The organism is Sinorhizobium medicae (assembly GCF_007827695.1).
In the GTDB taxonomy this organism is placed as follows: Bacteria; Pseudomonadota; Alphaproteobacteria; order Rhizobiales; family Rhizobiaceae; genus Sinorhizobium; species Sinorhizobium medicae.
The window spans coordinates 168,786-192,580 of the sequence record NZ_VITA01000004.1 but is presented as its reverse complement, the minus strand read 5'-3'; the positions used below and the strand labels follow the sequence as shown (position 1 = coordinate 192,580).

Genomic DNA, 23,795 nt, shown 5'->3' with positions numbered 1-23,795 from the left:
ACTTTTCGTTGAAGAATACCCGTCGTATGTAGGGGTGTCCCGCGCGACAAGTCGCCGGTTTAACCAGAACGAACAAAGACACCATGATATTCGCCTGCAAACCAACGATCCGACGTCTCGCCCTGACGGTCGGGCTGTTCGGCGCGATCAGCGGTACGGCTGCAGCGGAAGACGGCAAACCGATGGGCGATGGGGCGATCAAGGGCGTCGTCGAACTCTTCACCAGCCAGGGCTGTTCCTCTTGCCCGCCGGCCGATGCGGCACTCAAGAAGCTCGTCGATGAAGGCGGCGTCGTCGCGCTCGCTTACCATGTTGACTATTGGAATTATCTAGGTTGGGCGGATACGCTCGCGTCCAAGCAAAACACCGAGCGGCAATATGCTTATGCGCGGATGCTCGGGCGTTACGGCGTCTATACGCCCCAGGCCATTCTGAACGGACGCGATCACACGAACGGCTCGGACCTTCCGGCAATCAAGAACCGCCTCGCCTTGATGGAGGCGAAAGGAAAGGGCCTGTCGGTGCCGGTCGACGCTTCCATCGGCGGCGATGAAATATCGATCAAGGTCGGTGCCGGGACCGGCAGGGCGAATGTCGTCGTCGTCTATTTCGACCGTGCAAGAGTGGTCAATGTCGAGAAGGGTGAGAACAGCGGCAAGAAGATCGCCTACTGGCACGCCGTGCGGGATATCCAGACGATCGGCATGTGGGACGGCAAGCCCGCGGAGTTCACGCTGCCCGCCTCGGTTCTCATCGAAGGCCAGGGAAACAGCGGCTGCGCCGTGCTGCTGCAATCGATGAAGGACAAGGAAACGCCGGGGGCGATCATCGGCGCCGCAACCGTTCTCGCGGGGCCGCAAGGGAAGCTCTGAGGGCGCAGGAAGGTTCCGCCTCGCTTGCGGCGGAACAGGGGATGGTTCGGCCCGGCAGCATCGAGGGGCTGGGGCTGAGGGTTCGAAGTTACCGGACCGAACCAGCCATGTCTGCGTTCGAGAACCTCCCGCAGCATGACGGCTGGCCGGACATACGGTGGCAACGACTCTGTCCGGCAGCGGTCGGAGTGTTGCGGCGAATTGGGGCGGCGTTTTGACTGAATTGCGGCAGCCCCAAGAATTGCTGACATTGATCAACAGCTTCCGGCTTGCTTTTCGGATTGTGTGAGGCACACTGTCGTGGTCCTGTCACATTAGAAGGCCGAAATGCCGATGACTGATGAAACGGATTTGCCGCGAGGCGAAGCACGTCACTACGGCCAGACCACCTCCGATGTGGTCGTCGATCTTCACGAATACAAGCAAGCCAGGAACCCACCGCCCATCACCTTCCATCGCCGCGAACTCGACCTGATCCTCAAGGTCTATGGTCGAATGGTGGGCGAAGGGGAGTGGCGCGACTATGCCATCGACCACCTCCGGGACCGGGCCGTTTTCTCGGTATTCAAGCGTGCCGGAGAAGTGCCTCTCTACCGCATCGAAAAAAACCCGAAGCTGGCCGCCAAACAGGGCGCCTTCAGCGTGCTCAACGCTCACGGGACCATATTGAAACGCGGCCACGAGCTCTCTCAGGTGCTGAAGATCTTCGAGAAGATTCTGAAGCTCGTGAAATCCTGACGAGGCGCTTCGCGCTGCTGGAAGGATTCTCTTCCATCCCTCATCGAGACCGGCGATCGGCCGGAGGAGCGGGTGTGCTCCCTCACGACAGTAGCATCGGTACTTCTCGTAGGCCGAGCGGATGTGAGGCGAGGTCACTCTCGCCGGAAACGTGCGGCAGTGTTGCGAATCAGATAAGTGTTTGCTTATCTGTCGTTTATGATTGAGAACGATATATTCAAAGCTCTCGCCGACCCGACCCGCCGTGCAATCTTCGAGAAGCTGGCGAGCGGCAGCATGAACGCCAGTGCCTTGCGCGATGGAATGCACATCAGCCAGCCGGCCATGTCCCAGCACCTCCACGTGTTGCGTGATGCAAAGCTGGTGCGGGAAGAACGGCACGGGCGCTTCGTGAACTACGAGGTCGACCCGGAGGGGCTGGCGCTCATAGCCGGATGGCTGACGAAGTATCGCGCCTACTGGCCGGCGCGTATCGATGCGTTGAGAGACCTGCTGAAGGACATGGGACAATGAATAAAGTGAACCCACGCGAACAGGCCGGGCATCTGGTGTTCGAATATGAACTCGGTGCACCGCCCGATATGGTTTGGCAGGCGATCAGTGTCCCTGAGCTTGTCGATAGATGGTGGCCCGAGCGGGAACTGGCCGGTACCGAGCCTGTCTCTACCGCTCCCGGTCAGGAAATCTGCTACAGGATGCGCGACGACGAACCTCCCTTTCTCGAGAGTCTCGTGACGTTCCAGATCCGGCCCAACGCTGATGGCGGCACAATCCTTAGAATTGTCCATGGGCTTGAGGATGAGCGTCTGGGCCCGCCGGCTGCGAACAGCAATCAGCCTTGGCTGATGCGCGCCGCCTGACGTCTCGATCTACAAAAATAAACAGGAGTTCGCCTATGCGTGAAGCAATGCAACTCGTCCCCATGGTCGTTGAACAATCCAGCCGAGGCGAGCGCTCCTTTGACATCTATTCCCGCCTGCTGCGTGAGAGAATCATTTTTCTGAACGGCGAGGTGAACGATGCCGTATCCGCTCTGGTTTGCGCACAATTGCTGTTTCTGGAGGCTGAAAGCCCCACGAAACCGATCCAGCTCTACATCAATTCGCCTGGCGGTGTCGTTACAAGCGGCTTCGCCATGTATGACACGATGCGATATATCCGAGCGCCGGTTCATACGCTTTGCATGGGGACCGCCCGTTCGATGGGGTCATTCCTGCTGATGGCAGGCGAGGCGGGCGGGCGTGCCGCCCTGCCAAATACCAGCATACTTGTCCATCAGCCTTCAGGCGGCTTCCAGGGGCAGGCATCCGATATGCTTATCCATGCCGAGGAAATCAGGCGAACCAAACACCGAATGACGCGGCTTTATGCCGAGCATTGCGGGCGAACCTATGAAGAATTCGAGCGTGCGATGGATCGCGATCGTTTCATGACGGCGGAAGAAGCTCTGGAGTGGGGTTTGATCGACTGTATCCTCACCGAACGAGTGGCCGGTGCTGAACGTGACGGATAAAGTTCTCGCGCTGCGCTGCAGGCTGCATCTCAACCCCTGTAAAGCGTGTCCGGATAGACACCCGCTGCGGGCGTCGTTGTCGTGCCCTCGCCGAGCGGACGCTGCATGAAGACCGTATCGAGCCAGCGCCCATGCTTGAAGCCCGTTGCCTTTATCAGACCCTGCTGCTCGAAGCCGAGCGCCCGGTGCAGGGCGATCGACAAGGGGTGGGCCCCACCGATCACCGCTATCATCTGGCGGAAGCCGAGAGCGGTGCAGCGCCCGATCAGTTCGGAAAGCAAAGCTTTGCCGGTGCCCTTGCCGCGCGCTGCCGGCGAAAGATAGATCGAATCCTCCACCACGAATCGATAGGCGCTGCGGTTGCGAAATGCCGAGGCATAGGCGTAGCCGATAACGGCGCCGGCCTCATCCAGCGCGACGACATAGGGGTAACCGCTCCCGGTGATCGTCGAGAAGCGGAGCGCCATCTCGGCCTCGGTCGGCGGTGTCTCCTCATAGCTTGCGACCCCGTTCAAGACGGACTCGCGATAAATCCCCGTGATAACAGGGAGATCGGCGGCAACGGCGTCGCGGAGCGTGGCTGTCATGGAAATCTTCGCGTGTTTCTGGGCACAACTGAAGTTGGATAGGCTCGGCCAACAAAAAAGGCGGCCGAAGCCGCCTTTTTCATCATTCGTCCGAGCTACTCGTTCCTGTTGCCAAGGAACTGCAGCATGAACATGAACAGGTTGATGAAGTCGAGATACAGTGTCAGCGCGCCCATGATGGCCTTGCGGCCGGCGACCAGCGCATCATCGCCTTCGAAATACATTTCCTTGAGCTTCTGCGTGTCGTACGCGGTCAGGCCGGCGAAGATAAGCACGCCGATCACCGAGATCGCGAAGCCGAGTGCCGAAGAGGCTAGGAAGATGTTGACGACGGATGCGATGATCACGCCGAACAGACCCATGATCAGGAACGAGCCGAGACCGGAGAGATCCTTCTTCGTCGTGTAGCCGTAAAGCGACAGGGCGCCGAACGAAGCCGCCGTTACGAAGAAGGTCTGCACGATGCTCTGGCCGGTGAAGACCAGGAAGATCGACGAGAGCGACAGGCCCATCAGCGCCGCATAGACCCAGAACGTCATCTGCGCCGTGGCAACGCTCATGGAATTGATGCGGAAGCTCAGGAAGAAAACCAGCGCAAGCGGCGCCAGCATCACGACCCACTTGAGAGGCGAAGCGTAGATAAGCTGGGCGAATGCCGGATTAGAGGCGGCAAGCGCATAGGTTCCGTAAGCTGCCACGCCTGTGATCGCCAGGCCGAGGGCCATCAGGTTGTAGACCTTCAGCATATAAGCGCGAAGGCCTTCGTCGATCACGGCACCCGCCTGAGCGCCGGCGGGCGACATTCGGGTTTGGTAGTTTCTCAGATCAGCCATTGTTTCCTCTTTTAAGCCCCGGTTGAAGTTACGGTGTCGGGCGGCGAACTTTGTCGTTTCCTTGCGCGCCCAGGCGCCGCTGCGGGGCTCCAGCATGCCTGTTGACAAATATGATGGCGAACGCCGTCATGCACAAGGGCCGAAGCGCTTGGAATCGCACAAAGCCGGGCAGTCGGGCCATCAAACTGAAGTGATTTACGGTTAATTCGGCGATCAGGGCCGTAAGCGCTGCAAAATGACCGCAAGCTCAAAGTTCCCGTAGCACCGGAGCGGCTTTTTGCCCGAGGACGCGCCAGGTGCCGGCAAGGCCGATCCCCACCGTCACGACCAGCGCCAGGATGATCGTCGCAATCGCGACGTCCGGCAGGAAGCTCGAGGGCAGGGTCATGATGCGACTGACGACGAACCAGGCCGAAACGCCACCGGCGAACAGTGCGAACACCGCCGTCGCCAGGCCGAGGATGATGTATTCGTAGCTGAAGGCGCGGATGAGCGTGGCCCGTGTGGCGCCGAGTGTCTTCAGGACGACCGCATCATGGATCCGGGCACGATTGCCGGCAGCAAGTGCACCGGCGAGCACGAGGATGGACGCGACCAGCGCGACCGCCGCAGCGGCTCTAACTGCCGTTGCAAGCTGTCCGAGCAGAGTGTTGACGATATCGAGCGCGTCCTTGACGCGCACGCTCGTGATGGTGGGATAGGTATTGGTCACCGTCTTCAAGACCGCCGCCTCCTCCTGCGCGGAGGCGTCGGGATCGATAATCGTCGCGAGCCAGGCATGCGGGGCGCCGGCAAAGGTATTCGGCGAGAAGACCATGACGAAATTGATCGACAGCGATTCCCATTCGACTTCGCGGAAATTCGAGATTCTTGCCGTGATGTTGCGGCCGAGTACGTTGACGGTCACCGTATCGCCGAGCTTCAACCCGAGTTCGCGGGCCTCCTCGGCCGAGAAGGAGACGAGGGGCTCGCCGCCATAGTCCTCCGGCCACCAGCTGCCTTCGGTGAGCTTCGAGTTTTCGGGCCTGTTCCTGGCGTAGGTGATGCCACGGTCGCCGCGCAGCACCCATTGCCCTCCCGGCGGAACGTTGCGGCTGTTCACATCTTCGCCGTTGAGCGCCACGATGCGCCCGCGCAGCATAGGCACCTCGATGATCTTGCCCTCCGGCATTGCTCCCGCGAGCAGGGAACGGAAGCCTTCGATCTCGCTGCTCTGAATGTCGACGAAGAAGAAGTTGGGAGCGCGCTCGGCCATGTCGCCGGTGAGCTCACGCCTGAGATTGCCGTCGATCAGCGCCAGGGTCACCAGAAGGGCCAGGCCGAGGCCAAGCGACAATACCACGGATGGTGTCAGTGCCCCCGGCCGATGAATATTGCCGATGGCCAATCGCAGAGCCGGCGAATGGACGCGCGGGCTGCGCCGCGCGAGCCACGATATCAGGAGCGAAACGCCGCGCAGCACGATGAAGGCAAAGGCGATCGCGCCGAGGAAGACCAGTGAAATGTACTGGTCATAGGCAGTCCAGACAGCAAGCCCGGCAAGTGCCGCCAGGCAGATGAAGGCTCCGGTGAGATAGGCCAGCGGGGGAAAGCCCGTAGGTTCGAATCCCTGCTGCCGGAAAAGTGCGGTGGCCGGCACCCGGCGTGCTCGCCCAAGCGGCAGAATGGCGAAGGTAAGGGCCGTCAGGAGGCCGAAAAGTGCCGCAAGGCCCAGAGCCGAAGGGTAGAGCTCGAATGCGGTGGAGACTGGCAGCACGCCGGCGAGAAACTGCGCCGCCACGAAGGGGATGAAGGCACCGATGGCGATGCCGATGCCGATACCGACAAGGGCGATCATCAGGATCTGCGAAAGATAGATCATCGCGACTAGCGATGCCGGAGCGCCGAGGCACTTGAAAGTGGCGATGACGCTGCGTTTGCCGTCGAGATAGGAGCGCACGGCATTGGCCACGCCGACGCCGCCGACGATCAGCGCCGTGAGCCCGACGAGCGTCAGAAATTGGGAGAATCGGGTGATGTTCGCGTTCAGAGACGGTGCGGCATTGCCGCTCGTCCGGATAGACCAGCCGGCGGAGGGAAAGCGCGTCTCCGCCTGGGCGCGAATGACGGGCACGTCCGCGGGGTCGGGCAGGCGGATCTTGTAGGTATGTTCGACGAGGCTGCCGGTCTGCACGAGCCCCGAAGCGACAAGCGCCTCCGAGGAAATCATCAGCCGCGGCGCGAAACCGAAGCCGTCGGAAAGAGCGTCGGGTTCGCTGACAAGGGAGGCGCTGATCCGGACGCGTGCATTGCCGATGAAGATTTCCGCGCCAGGCGTGACGCCGAGGCGCTCAAGCAGCAGCGGCGCGGCGATTGCCCCGAAGATCTCACCTTCCTTCGCCAGCAGTTCAGGGACCGGCTTTGCCGGATCGCTTTCCAGCTTGCCATAGAGCGGATAGGCGCCATCAACGGCCTTGAGCTCGACGAGCGCCTGGTTGGAGCCGTCCGGAAGACGTGCCATGGAGCGCAGCCCCGCGGACACCGAGACATCGCCCAGCCCCTGGAGGAAGGCGCGCTCATCCGCCGTCGCCACGCGATTGTTGAGCTCGAAGCGGATGTCGCCGGCGAGCAGTTCCTGCCCCCGCGAGGCAATCGTTTCGCTGATCGATTGCGATAGCGAGTTGACTCCGGCAATCGCCGCCGTGCCGAGGGCGATACAGGCGAGGAAAATGTAAAAGCCCTTCAGACCTCCACGCATTTCCCTGAGCGCCAATCGAAGTGCGAAGAGGGGGCGAAGTGCGAAGAGGGGGCGAAGCGCAAACAGGGGGCGAGTGCGTCGGACGGCAGCTGCCTCGCTCATGCTGACACGGCTCCCTGCCGGGTCGAGGCAGAGAGCCGTTCCGCGTCGGAGACGATTTCACCGGAGCGGACGCGCACCTGCCGTTCGCAGCGCCCGGCCAGCGCCGCATCATGCGTGACGAGGACAAGCGTCATGCCGCGTTCGCGCTGCTCGGCGAAGAGCAGGTCGGTGATCTGCCGGCCGGTCTCGGCATCGAGGTTGCCCGTCGGCTCGTCGGCGATCAGGAGTTTCGGCGAGGGCGCGAGCGCCCGGGCGATCGCCACCCGCTGCTGCTCGCCGCCGGAAAGCTGCCCGGGGTAGTGCGTCAGGCGCTCGCCGAGTCCGACGGCGATCAGTTCCTTACGCGCTATGTCGAAGGCGTTGCCGACATTGGCGAGCTCGAGCGGCACAGCGACGTTCTCCAGAGCCGTCATGTTTGGAATGAGATGAAATGACTGGAAGACGATGCCGATATTGCGGCCGCGGAAATCGGCGACCGCATCCTCGCCGAGGCGGTGGAGCGCCGTGTCGGCGATGATGATTTCGCCGCCGTCGAGCCGCTCCAGTCCGGCCATGACCATGAGCAGCGTGGATTTGCCCGACCCCGAGGGGCCGACGATGCCGACCGATTCGCCGCTATTGATCGCGAGGCTCACACCTTTCAGCACATGCACGGAGGCGGCGGCCTCGCCCAGCGTCAGATCTGCATTTTTCAACTCGATGATGGTTTTTGCCACGCGAAAGAGCCCTATATGAAAATCTGATACGGATCACGAAATGAATTGCACGCCGATTTAGGAACGAACCTATGGCATTAAAAGACTTTCTGCCCTTTTTATTCGGCCTGACAATGACAATCGTGTTATCGGCGGCGGCTCGTGCCGAGCCCGTAAGCCTCGTCGGCTTCGGCGACAGCCTCATGGCCGGCTATCAGCTTCCCCCTGAAGATGCTTTTCCCACGCGTCTCGAAAAGGCCCTGAAAGGCAAGGGAATCGATGTCACGATCGCCAATGCCGGCGTTTCAGGGGACACGACCTCCGGCGGCCTCGCCCGCATAGACTGGTCGGTCCCGGAGGGAACCGACGGAGTGATCCTGGAGCTCGGGGCCAATGATGCGTTACGCGGCATCCCGCCGGAAGAGACGCGCAAAAATCTCGAAGCAATGATCGTGCGGCTCAAGAAGCGCGGCATCGCAGTCCTGCTTGCTGGGATGATGGCGCCGCCGAACATGGGGCCGGATTATGGGGAGCGCTTCAACGCCATCTATCCCGAGCTCGCCAAGGAGCATGACACCGTTTTCTACCCCTTCTTTCTCGATGGCGTCGTCACCGAGGCCGGTCTGAAGCTAGAAGACGGAATGCATCCGAACGGCGAGGGTATCGCCGTAATGGTAGATCGCTTCCTGCCGACGGCCGAGACCTTCATCCGCACACTTCAGGAAGGAGAGTGACGCCAGCGCTTAGCGACATCCACAGTTAAGATAAAGTTAACGTTCCTACGGAACAAATAATGGTTGCGTGCAGGTGCGATGCGTGATTCGCTTCAAGCATCTGCAAGAGATTCGGGGAGCTCGCCATGCCGAGACTATTCACCGCCCTCGAAATTCCGCGCAATGCAGCAATGAGTCTTTCCTTGCTGCGCGGAGGTCTTCCCGGAGCTCGCTGGATCGATGTGGAGAATTATCACATCACGCTCCGCTTCATCGGCGACGTAGACTGGCGTACCGCCGATGAAATCATCGACAGACTTGACCGCATCGAACGGCCCGAGTTTCAGCTGCAGCTGTCGGGCACCGGCGCCTTCGGCTCCAAGAAGCCGCATTCCGTCTGGGCCGGCGTCAGTGCCGTTCCCGAGATGTTCGCCCTGCAGGCGGAAATCGAACGCATCTGCCAGCGCATAGGGCTGCCCTCGGATCCACGCAAGTTCACCCCGCATGTGACGCTGGCGCGCCTGCGCTCATCGCGCGTCGAGGACGTGGTCGAATACCTCTCCGGGCGTGGCAATTTCGTCACTGCTCCATTCACCGTTTCGCGCTTCGTGCTTCTATCGTCACGCGATTCGGTCGGCGGTGGTCCGTATCTCACGGAAGAGGTCTTTCCGCTTCACGAAGAGCGCTCGAGCCTCTCGAGTACCGACAAACATCCGGCTTCCAGCGCCTGGTAGAGCGCATCGAAGCTTCCGTCCATTCGTGATGGAGTCCGGAACTCCTCGCCTCGCACTGCGGCATAGGCCCCGGAAGAGGTGCATCTTGCGCGCCATCGCAGCCGTACAAACGACGAGAATTCCGGCCGGTTTCATGATATCCACTCAGCCTTGCAGGCATGGCGGCGGGGTTGCGCGTGAACATTGTCGCGGGCGATTTCGTTGTTAAGCACGGATGAAGCAAGGAGGAACAGCATGCGGCCGGAAAAATTGGACGCGGCGGCCATTGCCGAGCAATTGCACAGGATGGAGGGCTGGGTTCTTGCCGAGGACGGCGGTTCGATATGGAAGGCGTTCCGGTTCAAGAGTTTTGCCGAGGCATTCGCCTTCATGACGCAATGCGCCTTCGCCGCCGAGAAGCTCAACCACCACCCCGAATGGTTCAACGTCTACAACAAGGTGGACGTCACGCTGTCGACTCACGACGCGCAAGGTTTGACCGAACTCGATTTCAAGCTGGCGGCAAAGATGGACCAGGCGGCGGAGGGCCGGATGCCCGACCACATGAAATAGGGCCGGAGGCCCGCGACTTTGAAATGGCGGCCGCCATTCCCATATCAGGATTGCGGCGCTCTTCGAAGCCGCCGCAGCTTTTTGGCCAACCGGAACGGAAGCGATGGACGATATCAAGATCGGTGAAATTCTCCTCCCCGGCGAGGAGTCCGAACAGGAGCGCAGGGAGCACAAGGTGCGCCGCCGGTTTTGGCCGACTTTCCGCCGGGCGGCTCGGCAGATTCCCTTCAGCCGCGATCTCGTCGCTGCCTATTATTGCGCAGTGGACCCGGCCACTCCCACGCGCACGCGCGGTATTCTGCTTGCGGCGCTCGGCTATTTCGTCCTGCCGCTCGATTTCGTTCCCGACGTGCTCGCGATGATCGGCTTCTCCGACGATATCGCCGTGCTGACGGCGGCCTTTGCCGCGATCAGCGGCCAGATCAAGGAAAGACATTACCAGAAGGCCGACGAAGTGATGCGGGACAGCGTCGACTCCTGAGCCGCGGCGGCTCTTGCGCGCCCGAACGGCGCGCGACGTCGTCCGCCTTGCCGCAATCCCGCCCGGAAAGTCAAACTCTTGCCCGATTCTTTGTGACATAGAGGAGGCAAGGGGCGGCTCTCCAGCAATCAACGTCGACCGGACCGGCAATCCGCGTGCGAATGGACCTCGAGCCATCAGTGAAGGTCAACCGCGTGGCGGTTACATTCGGGCGCAATAAAGGGGCGGCTTTCCCGAATCGTTGACGGTTTGGTAACCCGGATTAAGTCAAAATAAACTTAAATCGTGACTATGCGTTGCCCGCGCCAGGCGGTGTCGGGCGACCGTAAGCAAGACAAGCGGCAGGAACTCATGTTTGTAAGAAAGATCGTAACGGCACTCGCATTCGTATTGGCTGCATCCGGCGTGGCCTCCGCTCAATCTCCGACGCGAATCCAGCAGTTCAACGCCTGGGGCGCCTATTCCTATCAGGCAGGCAACGGCAAGGTCTGCTACGTGCTCTCGGTACCGAAGGAAAAGAGCCCGGCCAGTGTCGATCACGGCGATATCTTCTTCCTGGTTTCGCAGCGTCCGGGACAGAACATCAGCTACGAGCCGCAGGCGATGATGGGTTATCAGCTGCAGGACAATTCCAAGGTCAACGTGGTGGTCGACGGTCGCACCTTCGTCATGTTCACCAAGGGCAACTCGGCCTGGGTGGAAAACGCCGCAGAAGAGCCGGCACTGGTGGCCGCGATGAAATCGGGCAAGGCCATGTCGGTCAATGCGAAGTCGCGTCGCGGTACCGAAACCTCCTACTCCTATTCGCTGTCAGGCATATCGGCTGCCCTGAAGCAGATCGAGGCCTGCAAATAAGCGACGAAAGCGATCTTTCGATTTGCGAAGGCCGGCCATGCGCCGGCCTTCGTCGTCTCGCCGGTGGCAGGACGGAATTTGACCGCATGGACGCTTTTGCCGCTGCCGCAACGCCCTATGGTGACTCGCCGCAAAAAGAATGCTAAAGCGGCTCCAAATTCGGAGCCCCCTGCGCCCCCGTCGAGCGCGCGACCGAGGCTCGCCAGATTTCAATTCGAGCATCGGTACAGGGTCCGGAGACGTCTCCGGACGAGCCGCTGCTTTACGACAGGACAAATATGAGCATGGCAGCCACCGAAACCTTGAACAGGACCGACATCGCCAAGGCGCCGCAGGTGCGGCTTGCGGCACAGCCGGAAAAGCCGTCGCTGATCGGCCTGTTGCGCGAAGATATGGCGAAGCTGCTCGTCGAGAAAGGCGTGCCGGAGCGCCAGGTGAAGATGCGCGTCAGCCAAGTCTGGCACTGGCTTTATGTCCGCGGCGTCTCGGATTTCAACGAGATGTCGAATGTCTCCAAGGACATGCGCGAGATGCTCAGTGCGCATTTCACCATCGCGCGGCCGGAGATCGTCGAAGAGCAGGTTTCCGGCGACGGCACGCGCAAATGGCTGCTGCGCTTCCCTCCGCGCGGAGCCGGCCGCCCGGTGGAGATCGAGACGGTCTACATTCCCGAGGAAGGCCGCGGTACGCTCTGCATTTCCAGCCAAGTCGGCTGCACGCTCACCTGCTCCTTCTGTCATACCGGCACGCAGAAGCTGGTGCGCAATCTGACGGCGGAAGAAATTCTCGCGCAGCTTCTGCTTGCGCGTGACCGGCTCGGCGATTTCCCGGATCGCGACACGCCGCAGGGCGCCATCGTACCGGCGGAAGGCCGCAAGATCACCAATGTCGTGATGATGGGCATGGGCGAGCCGCTCTACAATTTCGAGAACGTCAAGACGGCGCTTCTGATCGCCTCCGACGGCGACGGGCTGTCGCTTTCGAAGCGACGCATCACCCTTTCGACCTCGGGCATTGTGCCGGAGATCTACCGCACCGGCGAGGAAATCGGGGTCATGCTCGCGATCTCGCTTCACGCCGTGCGCGACGATCTGCGCGATATGCTGGTGCCGATCAACAAGAAGTATCCGCTGAAGGAGCTGATGGAGGCCTGCCGCGCCTATCCGGGCTTGTCGAATGCCCGCCGCATCACCTTCGAATATGTGATGCTGAAGGATGTCAACGACAGCCTGGAAGACGCCAAGGAACTGGTGAAGCTCCTGAAGGGCATTCCCGCCAAGATAAACCTGATCCCGTTCAATCCCTGGCCGGGAACCAATTACCAGTGCTCGGACTGGGAGCAGATCGAGAAGTTTGCCGATTTCATCAATCAGGCGGGCTACGCTTCGCCGATCCGCACCCCGCGCGGGCGCGACATTCTGGCCGCTTGCGGCCAGCTTAAGTCGGACTCGGAGCGCATGCGCAAGGTCGACCGCCTTGCCTTCGAGGCGATGATGATTGCCAATCACGGCGAGGACTAGACGTCCGATCGCCCGCCGAAGGCAACGGCTTCATGATCAAACGTCTTCACCGACCGCAGTATTCGTGCGGTCGGGTATTTGCCGATTGATTTCGGCCCCCCGCTTTCCTAAGAATGTGGCGAAAATATTCTACAGCGGGATGCGGGAGGGGCGTTGCATTGCCTATTCCGGAAATCGCCAACCAAAAACCGGAGGACACCCATGCGTTCGCTTCTCATCGCGCTTGCCGCCACGGTCGCGCTTTCACTGCCGGCACGCGCCGACGAGGTCACGGTCGCCGTGACGGCAATCGTCGAACATCCGGCGCTCGATGCCGCCCGCGACGGCGTCAAGGATGCGCTGGCCGCCGCTGGCTACAAGGAAGGCGAGAACCTCAAGTTCATCTACGAGTCGGCGCAGGGCAATCCGGCGACTGCTGCGCAGATCGCCCGCCAGTTCGCCGGTGAAGCCCCGAACGTGATCGTGCCGATTTCCACCCCGTCGGCCCAGGCCGTCGTTTCCTCCACCCGCGATATCCCCGTTGTTTTCACCGCCGTTTCCGATCCGCTGGGCGCGCAGCTCGTGAAGGATATGGAGAAGCCCGGCGGCAACGTCACCGGTCTTTCCGACCTGTCCCCGGTTGCCGAGCACGTGGCGCTGATCAAGGAGATCCTGCCGAACGTCAAGACGATCGGCTTTCTCTACAATTCGGGCGAGGCGAATTCCGTATCGCTGCTGGCGGTTCTCAAGGAAGAGGCTGAAAAGGCCGGCCTGAGCGTGATCGAATCCGCCGCGACGAAATCGGCCGAGGTTCAGGGGGCGGCTCGTGCGCTCGTCGGCCGCGCCGACGTGATCTACATTCCGACGGACAACACCATCATCTCCGCGCTCGAAGGCGCCGTTGCGGTCGCCGAGGAAAGTAAGCTGCCGCTTTTCACCGCCGACACCGATTCCGTTTCCCGTGGCGCCGTCGCGGCGCTCGGTTTCAATTACTATGATGTCGGCAAACAGACCGGCGAGGTGGTTGTCCGTGTCCTCAAGGGCGAAAACCCCGGCGACATTGCCGTCAAGGTTGCGGCCGGAACCGACCTCGTGATCAACAAGGGCGCCGCCACCCGCATGGGGATCACCCTGCCGGAGAGCGTCGTCGGCCGGGCGACCCGCACGATCGAATAAAAATGCCTTCGAGCGTCTGACAGGACGCGGCGCTGCACGGATATTGTTGCGTTTTCGCCGCCCTCGTTCCATACGGGGGCGGTTTGCTTATAGAGCGGAATGAGCAATCGTGCCCATCGCTCCCATTTTGAGAATACATGTTCCGCATGCGCCTCAAGCCTGCGGAGCAACCGAGGAAAAGGACTGCCGGCGTTGAGTCAAATCGCTTTCTGGGGAGCCGTGGAACTGGGGCTTGTCTATGCCTTCGTCGCCGTCGGCGTCTTTCTCGCCTTCCGGGTGCTCGACTTTCCCGACCTGACCGTTGACGGGTCGTTTCCGCTCGGCGCGGCAGTTACCGCGGTCCTGATCATAGCCGGCGTCAATCCGTGGCTTGCAGCAGCGGTGGCAATGGTCGCGGGTGCCGCCGCGGGTATCGTCACGGCGCTCCTGAATGTGCGGTTCAAAATCCTCAACCTGCTCGCCTCGATCCTGACGATGATTGCGCTGTTCTCGGTCAATCTCCGTGTCATGGGCAAGCCGAATGTCGCGCTGATCAATGCCGATACGATGCTGTCGCCCTTTTACGGGCTTGGCATCCGGGACTTTTATGTGCGGCCGCTATTCGTCGGTATCCTCGTCGCCGTCGCCGTCGTTATCGTATGGCGCTTCTTGGAAAGCGATGCGGGGCTGGCGATGCGGGCAACCGGCGCCAATTCGCGCATGGCGCGGGCGCAAGGAGTCGATACCAGCCGGCAGATTTATCTCGGAATGGCGATCTCCAACGCACTCGTTGCGCTGGGCGGTGCGCTCTTTGCCCAGACTAACGGCTTTGCCGACGTGACCTCGGGCGTCGGCACGATCGTCGTCGGGCTTGCCGCAGTGATCATCGGCGAGACGCTGCTCGGTGCCCGCGGCATTCTGATCGCGCTCATCGGCTGCGTTCTCGGGTCGATCCTCTACCGCATCGCGATCCAGGTGGCGCTTTCGACGGATACGCTCGGGCTGCAGGCGTCCGACCTCAATTTCGTGACCGCGCTGCTCGTGACGATAGCGCTCATCCTGCCCCGTCTGCGCCGCGGAGGTGCCGCATGATCAACGTCGAAAACATCCAGGTCGTCTTCGGCAAGGGCACTCCGCTCCAGAAGCAGGCGCTGAACGGCGTCAGCCTGATCATCGAGGAAGGCTCCTTCGTCACGGTCATCGGTTCCAATGGCGCCGGCAAGTCCACGCTTCTCGGGGTTCTTGCCGGCGATGTGCTGCCGAGCGGCGGCCGGGTCACGATCGGCACGACGGATGTGACACGCAAGAGCACCGCATCGCGCGCGGGGCTTGTGGCGCGCGTCTTTCAGGATCCGCTTGCCGGCAGTTGCGGTGCGCTCTCGATCGAGGAGAACCTTGCGCTCGCCGCCAGGCGAGGAGAAAGCCGCGGCCTTACGCCGGCGCTCGGCTCGAAGCGCCGCGAGCATTTCCGCGAGCGTATAGCCGATCTCAATCTGGGCCTCGAAAACCGCATGGGCGACCGCATGGACCTGCTTTCGGGCGGCCAGCGACAGGCGGTATCGCTGGTGATGGCGACGCTCGCCGGCTCCGAGGTGCTGCTGCTCGACGAGCACACGGCCGCGCTCGATCCCGGCATGGCCGAGTTCATCATGAACCTTACGCAAAAGATCGTTTCCGAGCGCAAGCTCACTACGCTGATGGTAACGCACTCGATGCGCCAGGCGCTCGATTTCGGCCATCGCACCGTCATGCTCCACGGCGGCGAGATCGTGCTCGACGTCGCCGGCGACAGCCGCAAGACGCTCGAGGTCGAGGACCTCATTGCCATGTTCCGCCGCATCCGCGGTCAGACGTTGGACGATGATGCTCTGTTGATCGGGTGACGCGCCTTCAGGGACGTGCCTCTCATCTGCCTGCCGGGAGGCAGATGAGAGGCAAATGCAAACGAAGCCGTCTCAGCGCGCCTGTGTGAAGAAGATCTTGATCGCGAATATGGAGAAGACGCCGGCGAAGCCGTAGTCGATCGCCCGCATCACGCGCCTGTTGCGCTGCAGCCAGGCTGCGAGCCAGTCCGCAGCAAGAACGACCAGCGCGTTCACCGGCATGCCGATGACGATGAAGAAAAAGCCGAGAAACAAGAGCTTGCCGGTTACCGCCGGGTCATCGACCCTGACGAACTGCGGCAGGAACGTCATGAAGAAGATCACCACCTTCGGGTTCAGAATGTTGACCGAGAATCCGGTCGCGACATTCGAAAACCCGCTTCCCTTCGCATCCGTCATCTTCGTCACCGAAAGGCTCGATCCATAGCGGATTGCCTGGATCGCCAGCCATAGAAGATAGGCGGCGCCCCCCGTCTTCAGCGCCAGGAAGGCGGTCGGGGATGCGGTGATCAGAGCGGAGATGCCGAAGGCGACGAGGAGCGTGTGGACCACGATGCCGAGGCCTGTTCCGAGCACGACCAGGAGCGCTGCTTTCTTTCCCTGCGCCAGCGCCCGGCTGATCGACAGCGTCATGTCGGGTCCGGGCGTTGCGGCGAGAAGCAGGCTCGCCGCAGCGAAGGCAAGCAAGGTCGGCAGACTGGGAACGAAGTCCATGGCGCATTCCTTGAAAAGATGGTCTTAGCTGATACCGGCGGTGCGGCTCTTTTGCCAGCGGATTTGCGCGATCCCGGCCTGCTAACGCTTGTATCCCGTCACGTTCTGGCTAAAGTGCCGCAGATTTTCGTGCGGCCTCGCCGCCCCCGAGCAGACGGACAAGAACCATGGCATCGCATAAAGACGTGAAAAAGGTCGTTCTCGCTTATTCCGGCGGACTCGACACCTCTATCATCCTCAAATGGCTCCAGACGGAACTGGGCGCCGAAGTGGTGACCTTCACCGCCGACCTCGGCCAGGGCGAGGAATTGGAGCCGGCCCGCAAAAAAGCGGAGATGCTCGGCATCAAGGAGATCTATATCGAGGACGTCCGCGAGGAATTCGTGAAGGACTTCGTCTTCCCGATGTTCCGGGCCAATGCCGTTTATGAAGGCGTCTACCTGCTCGGCACCTCGATTGCCCGTCCGCTGATCTCCAAGCACCTCATCGACATCGCCAGGAAGACCGGCGCCGACGCGATCGCCCATGGCGCGACCGGCAAGGGCAACGACCAGGTCCGCTTCGAACTCTCGGCTTACGCGCTCAATCCGGACATCAAGATTATCGCGCCCTGGCGCGACTGGTCGTTCAAGAGCCGCACCGATCTGCTCGAATTCGCCGAAAAGCACCAGATTCCGGTCGCCAAGGACAAGAAGGGGGAGGCGCCCTTCTCCGTCGATGCCAACCTTCTTCACTCTTCCTCGGAGGGGAAAGTTCTGGAGGATCCGGCACAGGAAGCGCCCGAATATGTGCATATGCGCACCATTTCGCCGGAAGCAGCGCCCGACAAGGCGACGATCATCAAGGTCGGCTTCGAGCGCGGCGATGCTGTTTCAATCGACGGTGTGCGCATGTCGGCGGCGACGCTTCTTGCAAAGCTCAACGAATATGGCCGCGATAACGGCATCGGTCGCCTCGATCTCGTGGAAAACCGCTTCGTCGGCATGAAGTCGCGCGGCGTCTACGAAACCCCCGGCGGCACGATCCTGCTTTCGGCTCATCGCGCCATCGAGAGCATCACGCTCGACCGCGGCGCGGCGCATCTTAAGGACGAGCTGATGCCGCGCTACGCCGAGCTCATCTATTACGGTTTCTGGTTCTCGCCCGAACGCGAGATGCTGCAGGCCGCGATCGACAAGAGCCAGGAGCATGTGGAAGGCGAGGTGACACTCAAGCTCTACAAGGGCAACGTCATGGTCGTCGGCCGGGAAAGCGGCAAGTCGCTCTATTCCGACAAGCTCGTCACCTTCGAAGACGACCAGGGCGCCTACGACCAGAAGGATGCTGCAGGCTTCATCAAGCTCAACGCGCTGCGCCTGCGCACGCTCGCGGCGCGCAATCGCTGAGACGATTGAGCGGGAGCTGCGGTGGAGCAATTCGCCGCGGCTCGTCTCCGCTCATTCCGCCGCCTGAACGATAGGATCTTGCTCGGCCGTCGGCGCGGCCAGCGGCCTCAGTCGAACGGCCCTGCGATACCAGAGATAGCTTGCTAGCGAGACAAGGCCGAAGCTCGGGATGATCGTGCCGAGCGCCAAGGCGGGCACGCCGACGAGGGCAGCAAGTGCGCCGCCGAGAAGCCCGGCACTCATCTGGATGAAGCCCATCATGGCCGAAGCGGTGCCGGCGATGTGCGGAAAGGGGGCCAACGCCGCCGTCATCATGTAGGGCATGACAAAGGCGATGCCGAAAGCATAGATCCCGATCGGCGTCATCACCGAAAGGAAGGTCGGCTCCAGCGCATGCATGGTGAAGGCGAGGGCGAGGCTCGCCGCGCCGATGAATGAGAGTCCGACGGGCACGAGTGCCTGCGGGGTGAAGCGTCGCATCATGAGGCGCATCGTGACCGTGCCCGAAAAAAACAGGCCGGATTGCATGAGCATGCCGATGCCGAACGCTGTGGGCGTGAGGCCGACCTGGCTGATCAGAACGAAGGGGAGCATGGTGGCCCAGGCATAGAGCGCACCAACGGCGCCGGCGATCACCAGAGTGGAAGACATGAAACGGCTGTCGCTCATAAGCTGGCAATAGGCCGCGAATATGAGTGCGAGGTGCCCCTTGCTGCGGTCCGGCGTCGCGGTTTCCACCATGAAGAATTGCACGACCAAGCAGGCCGTCAGGGCAAAGCCCACCATCAGCAGGAAGATCGACTGCCAGCCGAAAAGGCCGAGCGCGATGCCGCCGAGGGTCGGTGAGACCGCGGGCCCGAGCGCCAGCATCATGCCGATCATGTTCATGATCCGGGCCGCAGTCGTCCCGGTGAACTGATCGCGAACGAGCGCGCGCGATACCGTCATTCCGACTGAGGCGCCGATCCCCTGCACCAGGCGGCCGGCGAGCAGCACCGGGATCGAGGGCGCGAAGGCCGCCATCAGGCTCCCGGCGAGGTAGATCGCCATGAAGATCAACGTTGTACGCCGCCGGCCGATAACGTCGGAAAGCGTGCCCGAAACGAGTTGAGCGAAGGCGAAGCCGCCGAAATAGAGCGACAGCGTCATCTTGATTGCCGCTTCGCTGGAGGCGAAGGCACGCACGAGCTCCGGCATTGCCGGCGTGTAGAGCGCCATCGATATAGGGCCGAGTGCCACCAGAAAGGCGCCGATGATGCTCGTGCGCCGTTCGCTCATCCGGAGCGTCATTCGGCCTCCCCCTTCCCCTTGCCGGCGAGGCATGGATCGAGGCGGTGGAGACTGTCACGGAGAATCCTCAGGTTTGCACGCAGGACCTCGCGTCCTTCGTCCCCCAGATCCTCCGTGTAGGCTTTCATCATCTCCCGCAGACCGGACATCAGCTCGGTGATGAGCGGGTCGGCCTTGTCCGTTACGACGACGTTCTTGGCGCGCCGGTCCGCGGGATCCGGTATCCGCATGACAAGACCCATTGCTTCGAGCCGGTCGAGATAGGCCGAGAGCGTCATGGGCTCGATTCCCATCCGGGTCGCGATCTCCGCCTGCTTGATGCCTTCGGTAACGGCCACCTGGACCAGTGTGCGCGCTTCGCCGGGGGTGATCCCAAGGTTCATCGCGTTGACCTTGCGATCGAAGGCTCCGCGCAACAGGCGTGAAACATCGGTGAGGAGCATCCCGATCGTATCGGACTCGAGTTTCCTGGGCATTTGACCGATCGTGTTCAAAATAATAAGTTTTGCTTATCATACCCCTTCCGGGCGTTCAACGCGCTCAAACCCCCTCCTCCTGTGAGACACTGCAGTCGTCGCGCGATTGCCGAACCGACAAAAAATTGATATGAGCACGGGCATGGAATCCAAATTCGGATGTCGTGAGCAGAAAATCGTCGTGCTGCAGGACCACAAGCGCCTGCCGGCACGCTTTTTCGCGCGCGTCTCAGGGGCTCTTACCAGCCGCCTATCCTGATCGCTCGATCAGCAGTTTGCCGGCCGCCTTGGTGCCGGCCCCATTCCACATTCCTTATTCTGATGGACATACAAGCCATGAGCGCACCGCGTACTCTCTACGACAAGATCTGGGACGATCATCTGGTCGACAGCCAGGCCGACGGAACCTGTCTTCTCTACATCGACCGTCACCTCGTTCATGAGGTGACGAGTCCTCAGGCCTTCGAGGGCCTGCGCATTGCCGGCCGCAAGGTTCGAGCCCCGGAAAAGACGCTCGCAGTCGTCGATCACAACGTCCCGACGTCGCCGGACCGCCATCTCGGCATCAAGAACGAGGAAAGCCGCATTCAGGTAGAGGCACTCGCAAGGAATGCGGCGGATTTCGGCGTCGAATATTATTCGGAGAGCGACAAGCGCCAGGGGATCGTTCACATCGTCGGCCCCGAGCAGGGTTTCACCCTGCCGGGCATGACGATCGTCTGTGGCGACAGCCACACTTCGACGCATGGCGCCTTCGGTGCCCTGGCGCACGGCATTGGCACGTCCGAGGTCGAGCACGTTCTGGCCACGCAGACGCTGATCCAGAAAAAGGCAAAGAACATGCTGGTGCGCGTAGACGGCCAGTTGCCGCCGGGCGTCACCGCCAAGGACATCATCCTTGCCATCATCGGTGAAATCGGAACGGCGGGCGGCACCGGCCACGTTATCGAATTCGCCGGCGAAGCCATCCGCTCGCTGTCGATGGAAGGCCGGATGACCGTCTGCAACATGACGATCGAAGGCGGCGCCCGTGCGGGCCTGATCGCTCCGGACGAAACGACTTTCGCTTATATCGAGGACAGGCCGCGCGCACCGAAGGGTGAGGCTTGGGATATGGCGGTCGAATACTGGAAGACGCTGCATACGGACGAAGGCGCCCATTACGACCGCGTCGTCGTTCTCGATGCGGCGAACCTGCCGCCGATCGTCTCCTGGGGCTCCTCGCCGGAAGACGTCGTTTCCGTCCAGGGCGTCGTTCCCAATCCGGACGAGATCCCGGACGAGACGAAGCGCACCTCGAAGTGGCGCGCGCTCGACTATATGGGGCTGAAGCCCGGCACCAGGATCACCGATATCGCGATCGACCGGGTGTTCATCGGCTCCTGCACCAATGGCCGTATCGAGGACCTGCGCGCCGTCGCCAAGGTCGTCGAAGGCCGCAAGGTCGCCCCGACGGTTTCGGCGATGATCGTTCCCGGTTCCGGCCTCGTCAAGGAACAGGCGGAAGTGGAAGGCCTGGACAAGATCTTCAGGGAAGCGGGTTTCGACTGGCGCGAGCCCGGCTGCTCCATGTGCCTGGCGATGAACGACGACCGGCTGAAGCCCGGCGAACGTTGTGCCTCCACATCGAACCGCAACTTCGAAGGCCGCCAGGGCTTCAAAGGGCGCACGCATCTGCTTTCTCCGGCAATGGCGGCTGCAGCGGCGATCGCCGGGCATTTTGTCGACATTCGCGAATGGAAATAGCCGGTTTGAGCTTCCGCCATCTGGCCGCCCTTCGGGGCGGCTTTTTTTACACTCCAGGCAGTGCGACAATGCGCGGCCATCCCCGCGAAAACTGCCCGTGAGGAGTTCAATGCCTGATGACGCCCGACCCGCGGCACGCCGCCTCTTGCTGCTCCGCCACGCGAAATCCGCCTGGCCGGACGATGTCCACGACCATTGCCGGCCGCTTTCGCAGCGCGGGCGGAAAGCGGCTCCCGCCCTCGGTGCCTTCATGGCGCGCCAAGGGTTTGCTCCGGACCTGGCCCTCGTTTCGACCGCGCGGCGTGCGCAGGAGACATGGGAGTTCGTCGCCGGGGCTTTTCCGCAACGGATCACTGCCCGCGATACCGCTGACATCTATGAGGTTGATGCGCCCGCGATTTTCGGCGTTATCCGCAAGGTGGAGCCGTCTGTCGAGACATTACTCCTCGTCGGCCACAATCCGGGAATGGCCGATCTCGCGCTACTGCTCGCCGGCCGCGGCGACGAAGCGGGGCTGGAGCAGTTGAGGGAGAAGTTTCCGACAGCCGGGCTGGCCGTCATCGATTTCGAAGCCGGGAGCTGGTCGGAAATTGCGCGCGGCACCGGCCGCCTTGTCCGCTTCGTGACGCCGCGCCTGTTGAAACAAGAGCAATCCGGTTTAGCGTAGTTCAGCCCGCCCGGCATCATGACGACCGTCTGCCGGAAGGCTGATGAGGAGCCAAAGCGAGCGCGACTCAAGGGCGGAGCCTACACGACCTTCACGATCGTGCGGCGGTGCATGTTCCGGATCAGTCGCCGCATCGCCGTCAGACTGATCGCGACACAGCCTTCGGTCGGCTCGTAACCGGGGCGGATGAGGTGGAAGAAAATGGCCGAGCCCGCATTGCGCCTGCGGCAGGAGACGTTCCAGTCCATGACGAGGCAGATGTCATAGAGCCCATCCTCGCGCATCATGCTTTCATGTCCCGCCTGAAAAGGCGCCCTGACCGGGCGATTGTAGCACGCGTGTTGCGGAGCGTCGCACCAGAGCATGTCACGCCGGACGCTCCGCATCGGCAGGCGCGTCGGGGGTAAGGATACGCGGTCGCGCCGTATGTAGCCGCCGATGAGCCGCATTGCCGCGCGCGGGGTCGCCCCGTCGCCTTCGCGCTTGAACGCCGTAATGCCGTTTCGTCCGATCGCGGCCTGTTCCGCGTGTCCGTCGAAAAGCACGAGCGCGCGCCGGCGGTCGCGCGGGGCGGTTTTCACGACGACGGTTGATGGTCTCGATCTCCTTGCGGACGCCTTCTTGCGCATCGTTCTCACGAATTCTTGTTTTGCCGCGATCTCGCGGCGACCTTAAGCGGGTTTTCATATATGACGATGGCTAACGCGCCTGCGTTTCACCGGAAGCGCGAAGGTCGCTTTAGCCAGTCTCAGTTACCACATGCTTCTATCCTACATCGGCCAGGATTTAGCGAAACATGCGGCAGCGACCGCCGCGCTTGCCAAGCGTGGCATTTGAGATAGTTTTGGATCAGGAAGCAAACAGGAATTGTCCCATGGCGACTCGCACCATCCTCCTTGTCGACGACGACGATGATCTGCGTGAGACCTTGATAGAGCAGCTCTCCCTTTACGAAGAGTTCGATCTTTTGCAGGAAGCGACCGCCGGTAAAGGCATTCAGACCGCTCGTGCCCGCCAGGTCGATCTCCTGATCATGGATGTCGGTCTGCCGGACATGGATGGGCGCGAGGCGGTGAAGCTTTTGCGCAAAGGCGGCTTCAAGGCCCCGATCATCATGCTCACCGGCCATGACACGGACTCCGATACGATTCTCGGCCTCGAGGCCGGCGCCAACGACTATGTGACGAAGCCCTTCCGCTTCGCGGTTCTGCTGGCCCGCATCCGCGCCCAGCTTCGCCAGCACGAGCAGAGCGAAGACGCGACCTTCAATGTCGGCCCCTATACCTTCAAGCCGAGCCAGAAGCTGCTTACCATGGAGAACGGGCAGAAGATCAGGCTGACGGAAAAGGAAGCCGCGATCATCCGCTATCTCTATCGTGCCGACCAGAAGGTGGTTACCCGCGACGTGCTCCTGGAAGAGGTCTGGGGTTACAATTCCGGCGTCACCACCCATACTCTTGAGACGCATGTCTACCGGCTCCGCCAGAAAATCGAGCGCGACCCTTCCAATGCCGAGATTTTGGTGACAGAAAACGGCGGCTACAAGATCGTTCCGTAAATGGGAGATC

General features: G+C 61.6%; 26 protein-coding genes. 18 read left to right on the top strand and 8 right to left on the bottom strand.

Features of this window, described 5'->3' with window-relative positions; all coding sequences use genetic code 11:
* Window positions 1-83: 83 nt before the first annotated feature.
* From FB009_RS08650 to FB009_RS08630, 5 genes are all read left to right on the top strand, one after another.
* A complete protein-coding gene (locus tag FB009_RS08650) occupies window positions 84-872 on the top strand; it encodes a DUF1223 domain-containing protein (RefSeq protein ID WP_012067289.1) in 789 nt (262 codons plus the stop codon).
* Between the two features lie 327 nt (window positions 873-1,199).
* Entirely contained in the window at window positions 1,200-1,610 is a 411-nt protein-coding gene (locus FB009_RS08645) for a DUF2794 domain-containing protein (RefSeq protein WP_012067288.1), read from the top strand.
* A gap of 198 nt (window positions 1,611-1,808) precedes the next feature.
* The gene (locus FB009_RS08640; RefSeq protein ID WP_012067287.1) at window positions 1,809-2,123 is read left to right on the top strand and encodes an ArsR/SmtB family transcription factor; all 315 of its coding nucleotides are present in this window, start codon (window positions 1,809-1,811) and stop codon (window positions 2,121-2,123) included.
* Window positions 2,120-2,470 carry an SRPBCC family protein gene (locus tag FB009_RS08635; RefSeq protein ID WP_012067286.1) on the top strand — a complete coding sequence of 117 codons (351 nt, stop codon included), beginning with the start codon at window positions 2,120-2,122 and terminating at the stop codon, window positions 2,468-2,470. Before FB009_RS08640 ends, FB009_RS08635 begins: the two co-directional genes overlap by 4 nt.
* Before the next feature lie 35 nt (window positions 2,471-2,505).
* A complete protein-coding gene (locus FB009_RS08630; RefSeq protein ID WP_012067285.1) occupies window positions 2,506-3,123 on the top strand; it encodes an ATP-dependent Clp protease proteolytic subunit in 618 nt (205 codons plus the stop codon).
* Between the two features lie 29 nt (window positions 3,124-3,152).
* Here FB009_RS08630 and FB009_RS08625 read toward each other — a convergent pair whose 3' ends face one another.
* From FB009_RS08625 to FB009_RS08610, 4 genes are all read right to left on the bottom strand, one after another.
* Window positions 3,153-3,710 carry a GNAT family N-acetyltransferase gene (locus tag FB009_RS08625; RefSeq protein WP_012067284.1) on the bottom strand — a complete coding sequence of 186 codons (558 nt, stop codon included), beginning with the start codon at window positions 3,708-3,710 and terminating at the stop codon, window positions 3,153-3,155.
* 95 nt (window positions 3,711-3,805) lie between these two features.
* Window positions 3,806-4,543 carry a Bax inhibitor-1/YccA family protein gene (locus tag FB009_RS08620; protein WP_012067283.1) on the bottom strand — a complete coding sequence of 246 codons (738 nt, stop codon included), beginning with the start codon at window positions 4,541-4,543 and terminating at the stop codon, window positions 3,806-3,808.
* A gap of 247 nt (window positions 4,544-4,790) precedes the next feature.
* Window positions 4,791-7,382: an ABC transporter permease gene (locus FB009_RS08615; RefSeq protein ID WP_012067282.1), complete on the bottom strand. Its 2,592-nt coding sequence runs from the start codon at window positions 7,380-7,382 to the stop codon at window positions 4,791-4,793.
* Window positions 7,379-8,098, bottom strand: coding sequence for an ABC transporter ATP-binding protein (locus tag FB009_RS08610; protein WP_012067281.1), 720 nt, complete (start codon window positions 8,096-8,098; stop codon window positions 7,379-7,381). The genes FB009_RS08615 and FB009_RS08610 overlap by 4 nt, the downstream gene beginning before the upstream one ends.
* Before the next feature lie 71 nt (window positions 8,099-8,169).
* Here FB009_RS08610 and FB009_RS08605 point away from each other — a divergent pair, with 71 nt between their 5' ends.
* From FB009_RS08605 to FB009_RS08565, 9 genes are all read left to right on the top strand, one after another.
* On the top strand, window positions 8,170-8,811 hold the full coding sequence (locus FB009_RS08605; RefSeq protein ID WP_012067280.1) for an arylesterase: 642 nt from the start codon (window positions 8,170-8,172) through the stop codon (window positions 8,809-8,811).
* A gap of 125 nt (window positions 8,812-8,936) precedes the next feature.
* Window positions 8,937-9,524 (top strand): RNA 2',3'-cyclic phosphodiesterase, encoded by a 588-nt coding sequence (gene thpR, locus FB009_RS08600; protein ID WP_012067279.1) that lies wholly within the window; start codon window positions 8,937-8,939, stop codon window positions 9,522-9,524.
* Window positions 9,525-9,758: 234 nt separating this feature from the next.
* A complete protein-coding gene (locus FB009_RS08595; protein WP_012067278.1) occupies window positions 9,759-10,076 on the top strand; it encodes a 4a-hydroxytetrahydrobiopterin dehydratase in 318 nt (105 codons plus the stop codon).
* Window positions 10,077-10,179: 103 nt separating this feature from the next.
* Window positions 10,180-10,557, top strand: a complete 378-nt coding sequence (locus FB009_RS08590; RefSeq protein ID WP_012067277.1) for a YkvA family protein — start codon at window positions 10,180-10,182, stop codon at window positions 10,555-10,557.
* A gap of 351 nt (window positions 10,558-10,908) precedes the next feature.
* Window positions 10,909-11,412, top strand: a complete 504-nt coding sequence (locus FB009_RS08585) for an invasion associated locus B family protein (RefSeq protein WP_012067276.1) — start codon at window positions 10,909-10,911, stop codon at window positions 11,410-11,412.
* A 284-nt stretch (window positions 11,413-11,696) separates the two neighbouring features.
* A complete protein-coding gene (gene rlmN, locus FB009_RS08580) occupies window positions 11,697-12,932 on the top strand; it encodes a 23S rRNA (adenine(2503)-C(2))-methyltransferase RlmN (protein ID WP_024310888.1) in 1,236 nt (411 codons plus the stop codon).
* A 201-nt stretch (window positions 12,933-13,133) separates the two neighbouring features.
* The gene (locus FB009_RS08575) at window positions 13,134-14,087 is read left to right on the top strand and encodes an ABC transporter substrate-binding protein (protein ID WP_012067274.1); all 954 of its coding nucleotides are present in this window, start codon (window positions 13,134-13,136) and stop codon (window positions 14,085-14,087) included.
* Window positions 14,088-14,279: 192 nt separating this feature from the next.
* The gene (locus FB009_RS08570; RefSeq protein WP_012067273.1) at window positions 14,280-15,158 is read left to right on the top strand and encodes an ABC transporter permease; all 879 of its coding nucleotides are present in this window, start codon (window positions 14,280-14,282) and stop codon (window positions 15,156-15,158) included.
* A complete protein-coding gene (locus FB009_RS08565; RefSeq protein ID WP_012067272.1) occupies window positions 15,155-15,949 on the top strand; it encodes an ABC transporter ATP-binding protein in 795 nt (264 codons plus the stop codon). The genes FB009_RS08570 and FB009_RS08565 overlap by 4 nt, the downstream gene beginning before the upstream one ends.
* A gap of 72 nt (window positions 15,950-16,021) precedes the next feature.
* Here FB009_RS08565 and FB009_RS08560 read toward each other — a convergent pair whose 3' ends face one another.
* Window positions 16,022-16,663, bottom strand: a complete 642-nt coding sequence (locus tag FB009_RS08560; protein WP_012067271.1) for a LysE family translocator — start codon at window positions 16,661-16,663, stop codon at window positions 16,022-16,024.
* Window positions 16,664-16,830: 167 nt separating this feature from the next.
* Between FB009_RS08560 and FB009_RS08555 the strand changes: the two genes are divergently transcribed.
* Window positions 16,831-18,048: an argininosuccinate synthase gene (locus tag FB009_RS08555; RefSeq protein WP_012067270.1), complete on the top strand. Its 1,218-nt coding sequence runs from the start codon at window positions 16,831-16,833 to the stop codon at window positions 18,046-18,048.
* Window positions 18,049-18,099: 51 nt separating this feature from the next.
* On the opposite strand, the gene FB009_RS08550 is transcribed toward FB009_RS08555, so the two are convergent.
* Together FB009_RS08550 and FB009_RS08545 are read right to left on the bottom strand one after the other, a co-directional pair.
* Entirely contained in the window at window positions 18,100-19,338 is a 1,239-nt protein-coding gene (locus FB009_RS08550) for a multidrug effflux MFS transporter (RefSeq protein WP_012067269.1), read from the bottom strand.
* Window positions 19,335-19,814, bottom strand: a complete 480-nt coding sequence (locus FB009_RS08545; protein ID WP_012067268.1) for a MarR family winged helix-turn-helix transcriptional regulator — start codon at window positions 19,812-19,814, stop codon at window positions 19,335-19,337. Before FB009_RS08545 ends, FB009_RS08550 begins: the two co-directional genes overlap by 4 nt.
* A 336-nt stretch (window positions 19,815-20,150) precedes the next feature.
* On the opposite strand from FB009_RS08545, the gene leuC reads away from it, so the two are divergent.
* A complete protein-coding gene (leuC, locus tag FB009_RS08535) occupies window positions 20,151-21,560 on the top strand; it encodes a 3-isopropylmalate dehydratase large subunit (RefSeq protein ID WP_012067266.1) in 1,410 nt (469 codons plus the stop codon).
* A 109-nt stretch (window positions 21,561-21,669) separates the two neighbouring features.
* Window positions 21,670-22,227, top strand: coding sequence for a SixA phosphatase family protein (locus tag FB009_RS08530; RefSeq protein ID WP_012067265.1), 558 nt, complete (start codon window positions 21,670-21,672; stop codon window positions 22,225-22,227).
* Window positions 22,228-22,307: 80 nt separating this feature from the next.
* On the opposite strand, the gene FB009_RS08525 is transcribed toward FB009_RS08530, so the two are convergent.
* Complete coding sequence (locus FB009_RS08525) at window positions 22,308-22,856, bottom strand: L,D-transpeptidase family protein (RefSeq protein ID WP_012067264.1); 549 nt, start codon at window positions 22,854-22,856, stop codon at window positions 22,308-22,310.
* Between the two features lie 245 nt (window positions 22,857-23,101).
* Here FB009_RS08525 and FB009_RS08520 point away from each other — a divergent pair, with 245 nt between their 5' ends.
* Window positions 23,102-23,785 (top strand): response regulator transcription factor, encoded by a 684-nt coding sequence (locus FB009_RS08520; RefSeq protein ID WP_024310886.1) that lies wholly within the window; start codon window positions 23,102-23,104, stop codon window positions 23,783-23,785.
* The last annotated feature ends 10 nt before the right edge of the window (window positions 23,786-23,795 follow it).

What these genes read in the sequence shown, in the direction of transcription:
- rlmN (WP_024310888.1), top strand. Translation starts at nt 11,697, where the DNA reads ATGGCAGCCACCGAAACCTTGAACAGGACCGACATCGCCAAGGCGCCG.
- FB009_RS08575 (WP_012067274.1), top strand. Translation starts at nt 13,134, where the DNA reads ATGCGTTCGCTTCTCATCGCGCTTGCCGCCACGGTCGCGCTTTCACTG.
- FB009_RS08565 (WP_012067272.1), top strand. Translation starts at nt 15,155, where the DNA reads ATGATCAACGTCGAAAACATCCAGGTCGTCTTCGGCAAGGGCACTCCG.
- FB009_RS08620 (WP_012067283.1), bottom strand. Translation starts at nt 4,543, where the DNA reads ATGGCTGATCTGAGAAACTACCAAACCCGAATGTCGCCCGCCGGCGCT.
- leuC (WP_012067266.1), top strand. Translation starts at nt 20,151, where the DNA reads ATGAGCGCACCGCGTACTCTCTACGACAAGATCTGGGACGATCATCTG.
- FB009_RS08615 (WP_012067282.1), bottom strand. Translation starts at nt 7,382, where the DNA reads ATGAGCGAGGCAGCTGCCGTCCGACGCACTCGCCCCCTGTTTGCGCTT.
- FB009_RS08525 (WP_012067264.1), bottom strand. Translation starts at nt 22,856, where the DNA reads ATGCGCAAGAAGGCGTCCGCAAGGAGATCGAGACCATCAACCGTCGTC.
- FB009_RS08590 (WP_012067277.1), top strand. Translation starts at nt 10,180, where the DNA reads ATGGACGATATCAAGATCGGTGAAATTCTCCTCCCCGGCGAGGAGTCC.
- FB009_RS08630 (WP_012067285.1), top strand. Translation starts at nt 2,506, where the DNA reads ATGCGTGAAGCAATGCAACTCGTCCCCATGGTCGTTGAACAATCCAGC.
- FB009_RS08640 (WP_012067287.1), top strand. Translation starts at nt 1,809, where the DNA reads ATGATTGAGAACGATATATTCAAAGCTCTCGCCGACCCGACCCGCCGT.
- FB009_RS08625 (WP_012067284.1), bottom strand. Translation starts at nt 3,710, where the DNA reads ATGACAGCCACGCTCCGCGACGCCGTTGCCGCCGATCTCCCTGTTATC.
- FB009_RS08595 (WP_012067278.1), top strand. Translation starts at nt 9,759, where the DNA reads ATGCGGCCGGAAAAATTGGACGCGGCGGCCATTGCCGAGCAATTGCAC.
- FB009_RS08645 (WP_012067288.1), top strand. Translation starts at nt 1,200, where the DNA reads ATGCCGATGACTGATGAAACGGATTTGCCGCGAGGCGAAGCACGTCAC.
- FB009_RS08605 (WP_012067280.1), top strand. Translation starts at nt 8,170, where the DNA reads ATGGCATTAAAAGACTTTCTGCCCTTTTTATTCGGCCTGACAATGACA.
- FB009_RS08530 (WP_012067265.1), top strand. Translation starts at nt 21,670, where the DNA reads ATGCCTGATGACGCCCGACCCGCGGCACGCCGCCTCTTGCTGCTCCGC.
- FB009_RS08545 (WP_012067268.1), bottom strand. Translation starts at nt 19,814, where the DNA reads ATGCCCAGGAAACTCGAGTCCGATACGATCGGGATGCTCCTCACCGAT.
- thpR (WP_012067279.1), top strand. Translation starts at nt 8,937, where the DNA reads ATGCCGAGACTATTCACCGCCCTCGAAATTCCGCGCAATGCAGCAATG.
- FB009_RS08635 (WP_012067286.1), top strand. Translation starts at nt 2,120, where the DNA reads ATGAATAAAGTGAACCCACGCGAACAGGCCGGGCATCTGGTGTTCGAA.
- FB009_RS08520 (WP_024310886.1), top strand. Translation starts at nt 23,102, where the DNA reads ATGGCGACTCGCACCATCCTCCTTGTCGACGACGACGATGATCTGCGT.
- FB009_RS08585 (WP_012067276.1), top strand. Translation starts at nt 10,909, where the DNA reads ATGTTTGTAAGAAAGATCGTAACGGCACTCGCATTCGTATTGGCTGCA.
- FB009_RS08550 (WP_012067269.1), bottom strand. Translation starts at nt 19,338, where the DNA reads ATGACGCTCCGGATGAGCGAACGGCGCACGAGCATCATCGGCGCCTTT.
- FB009_RS08555 (WP_012067270.1), top strand. Translation starts at nt 16,831, where the DNA reads ATGGCATCGCATAAAGACGTGAAAAAGGTCGTTCTCGCTTATTCCGGC.
- FB009_RS08650 (WP_012067289.1), top strand. Translation starts at nt 84, where the DNA reads ATGATATTCGCCTGCAAACCAACGATCCGACGTCTCGCCCTGACGGTC.
- FB009_RS08560 (WP_012067271.1), bottom strand. Translation starts at nt 16,663, where the DNA reads ATGGACTTCGTTCCCAGTCTGCCGACCTTGCTTGCCTTCGCTGCGGCG.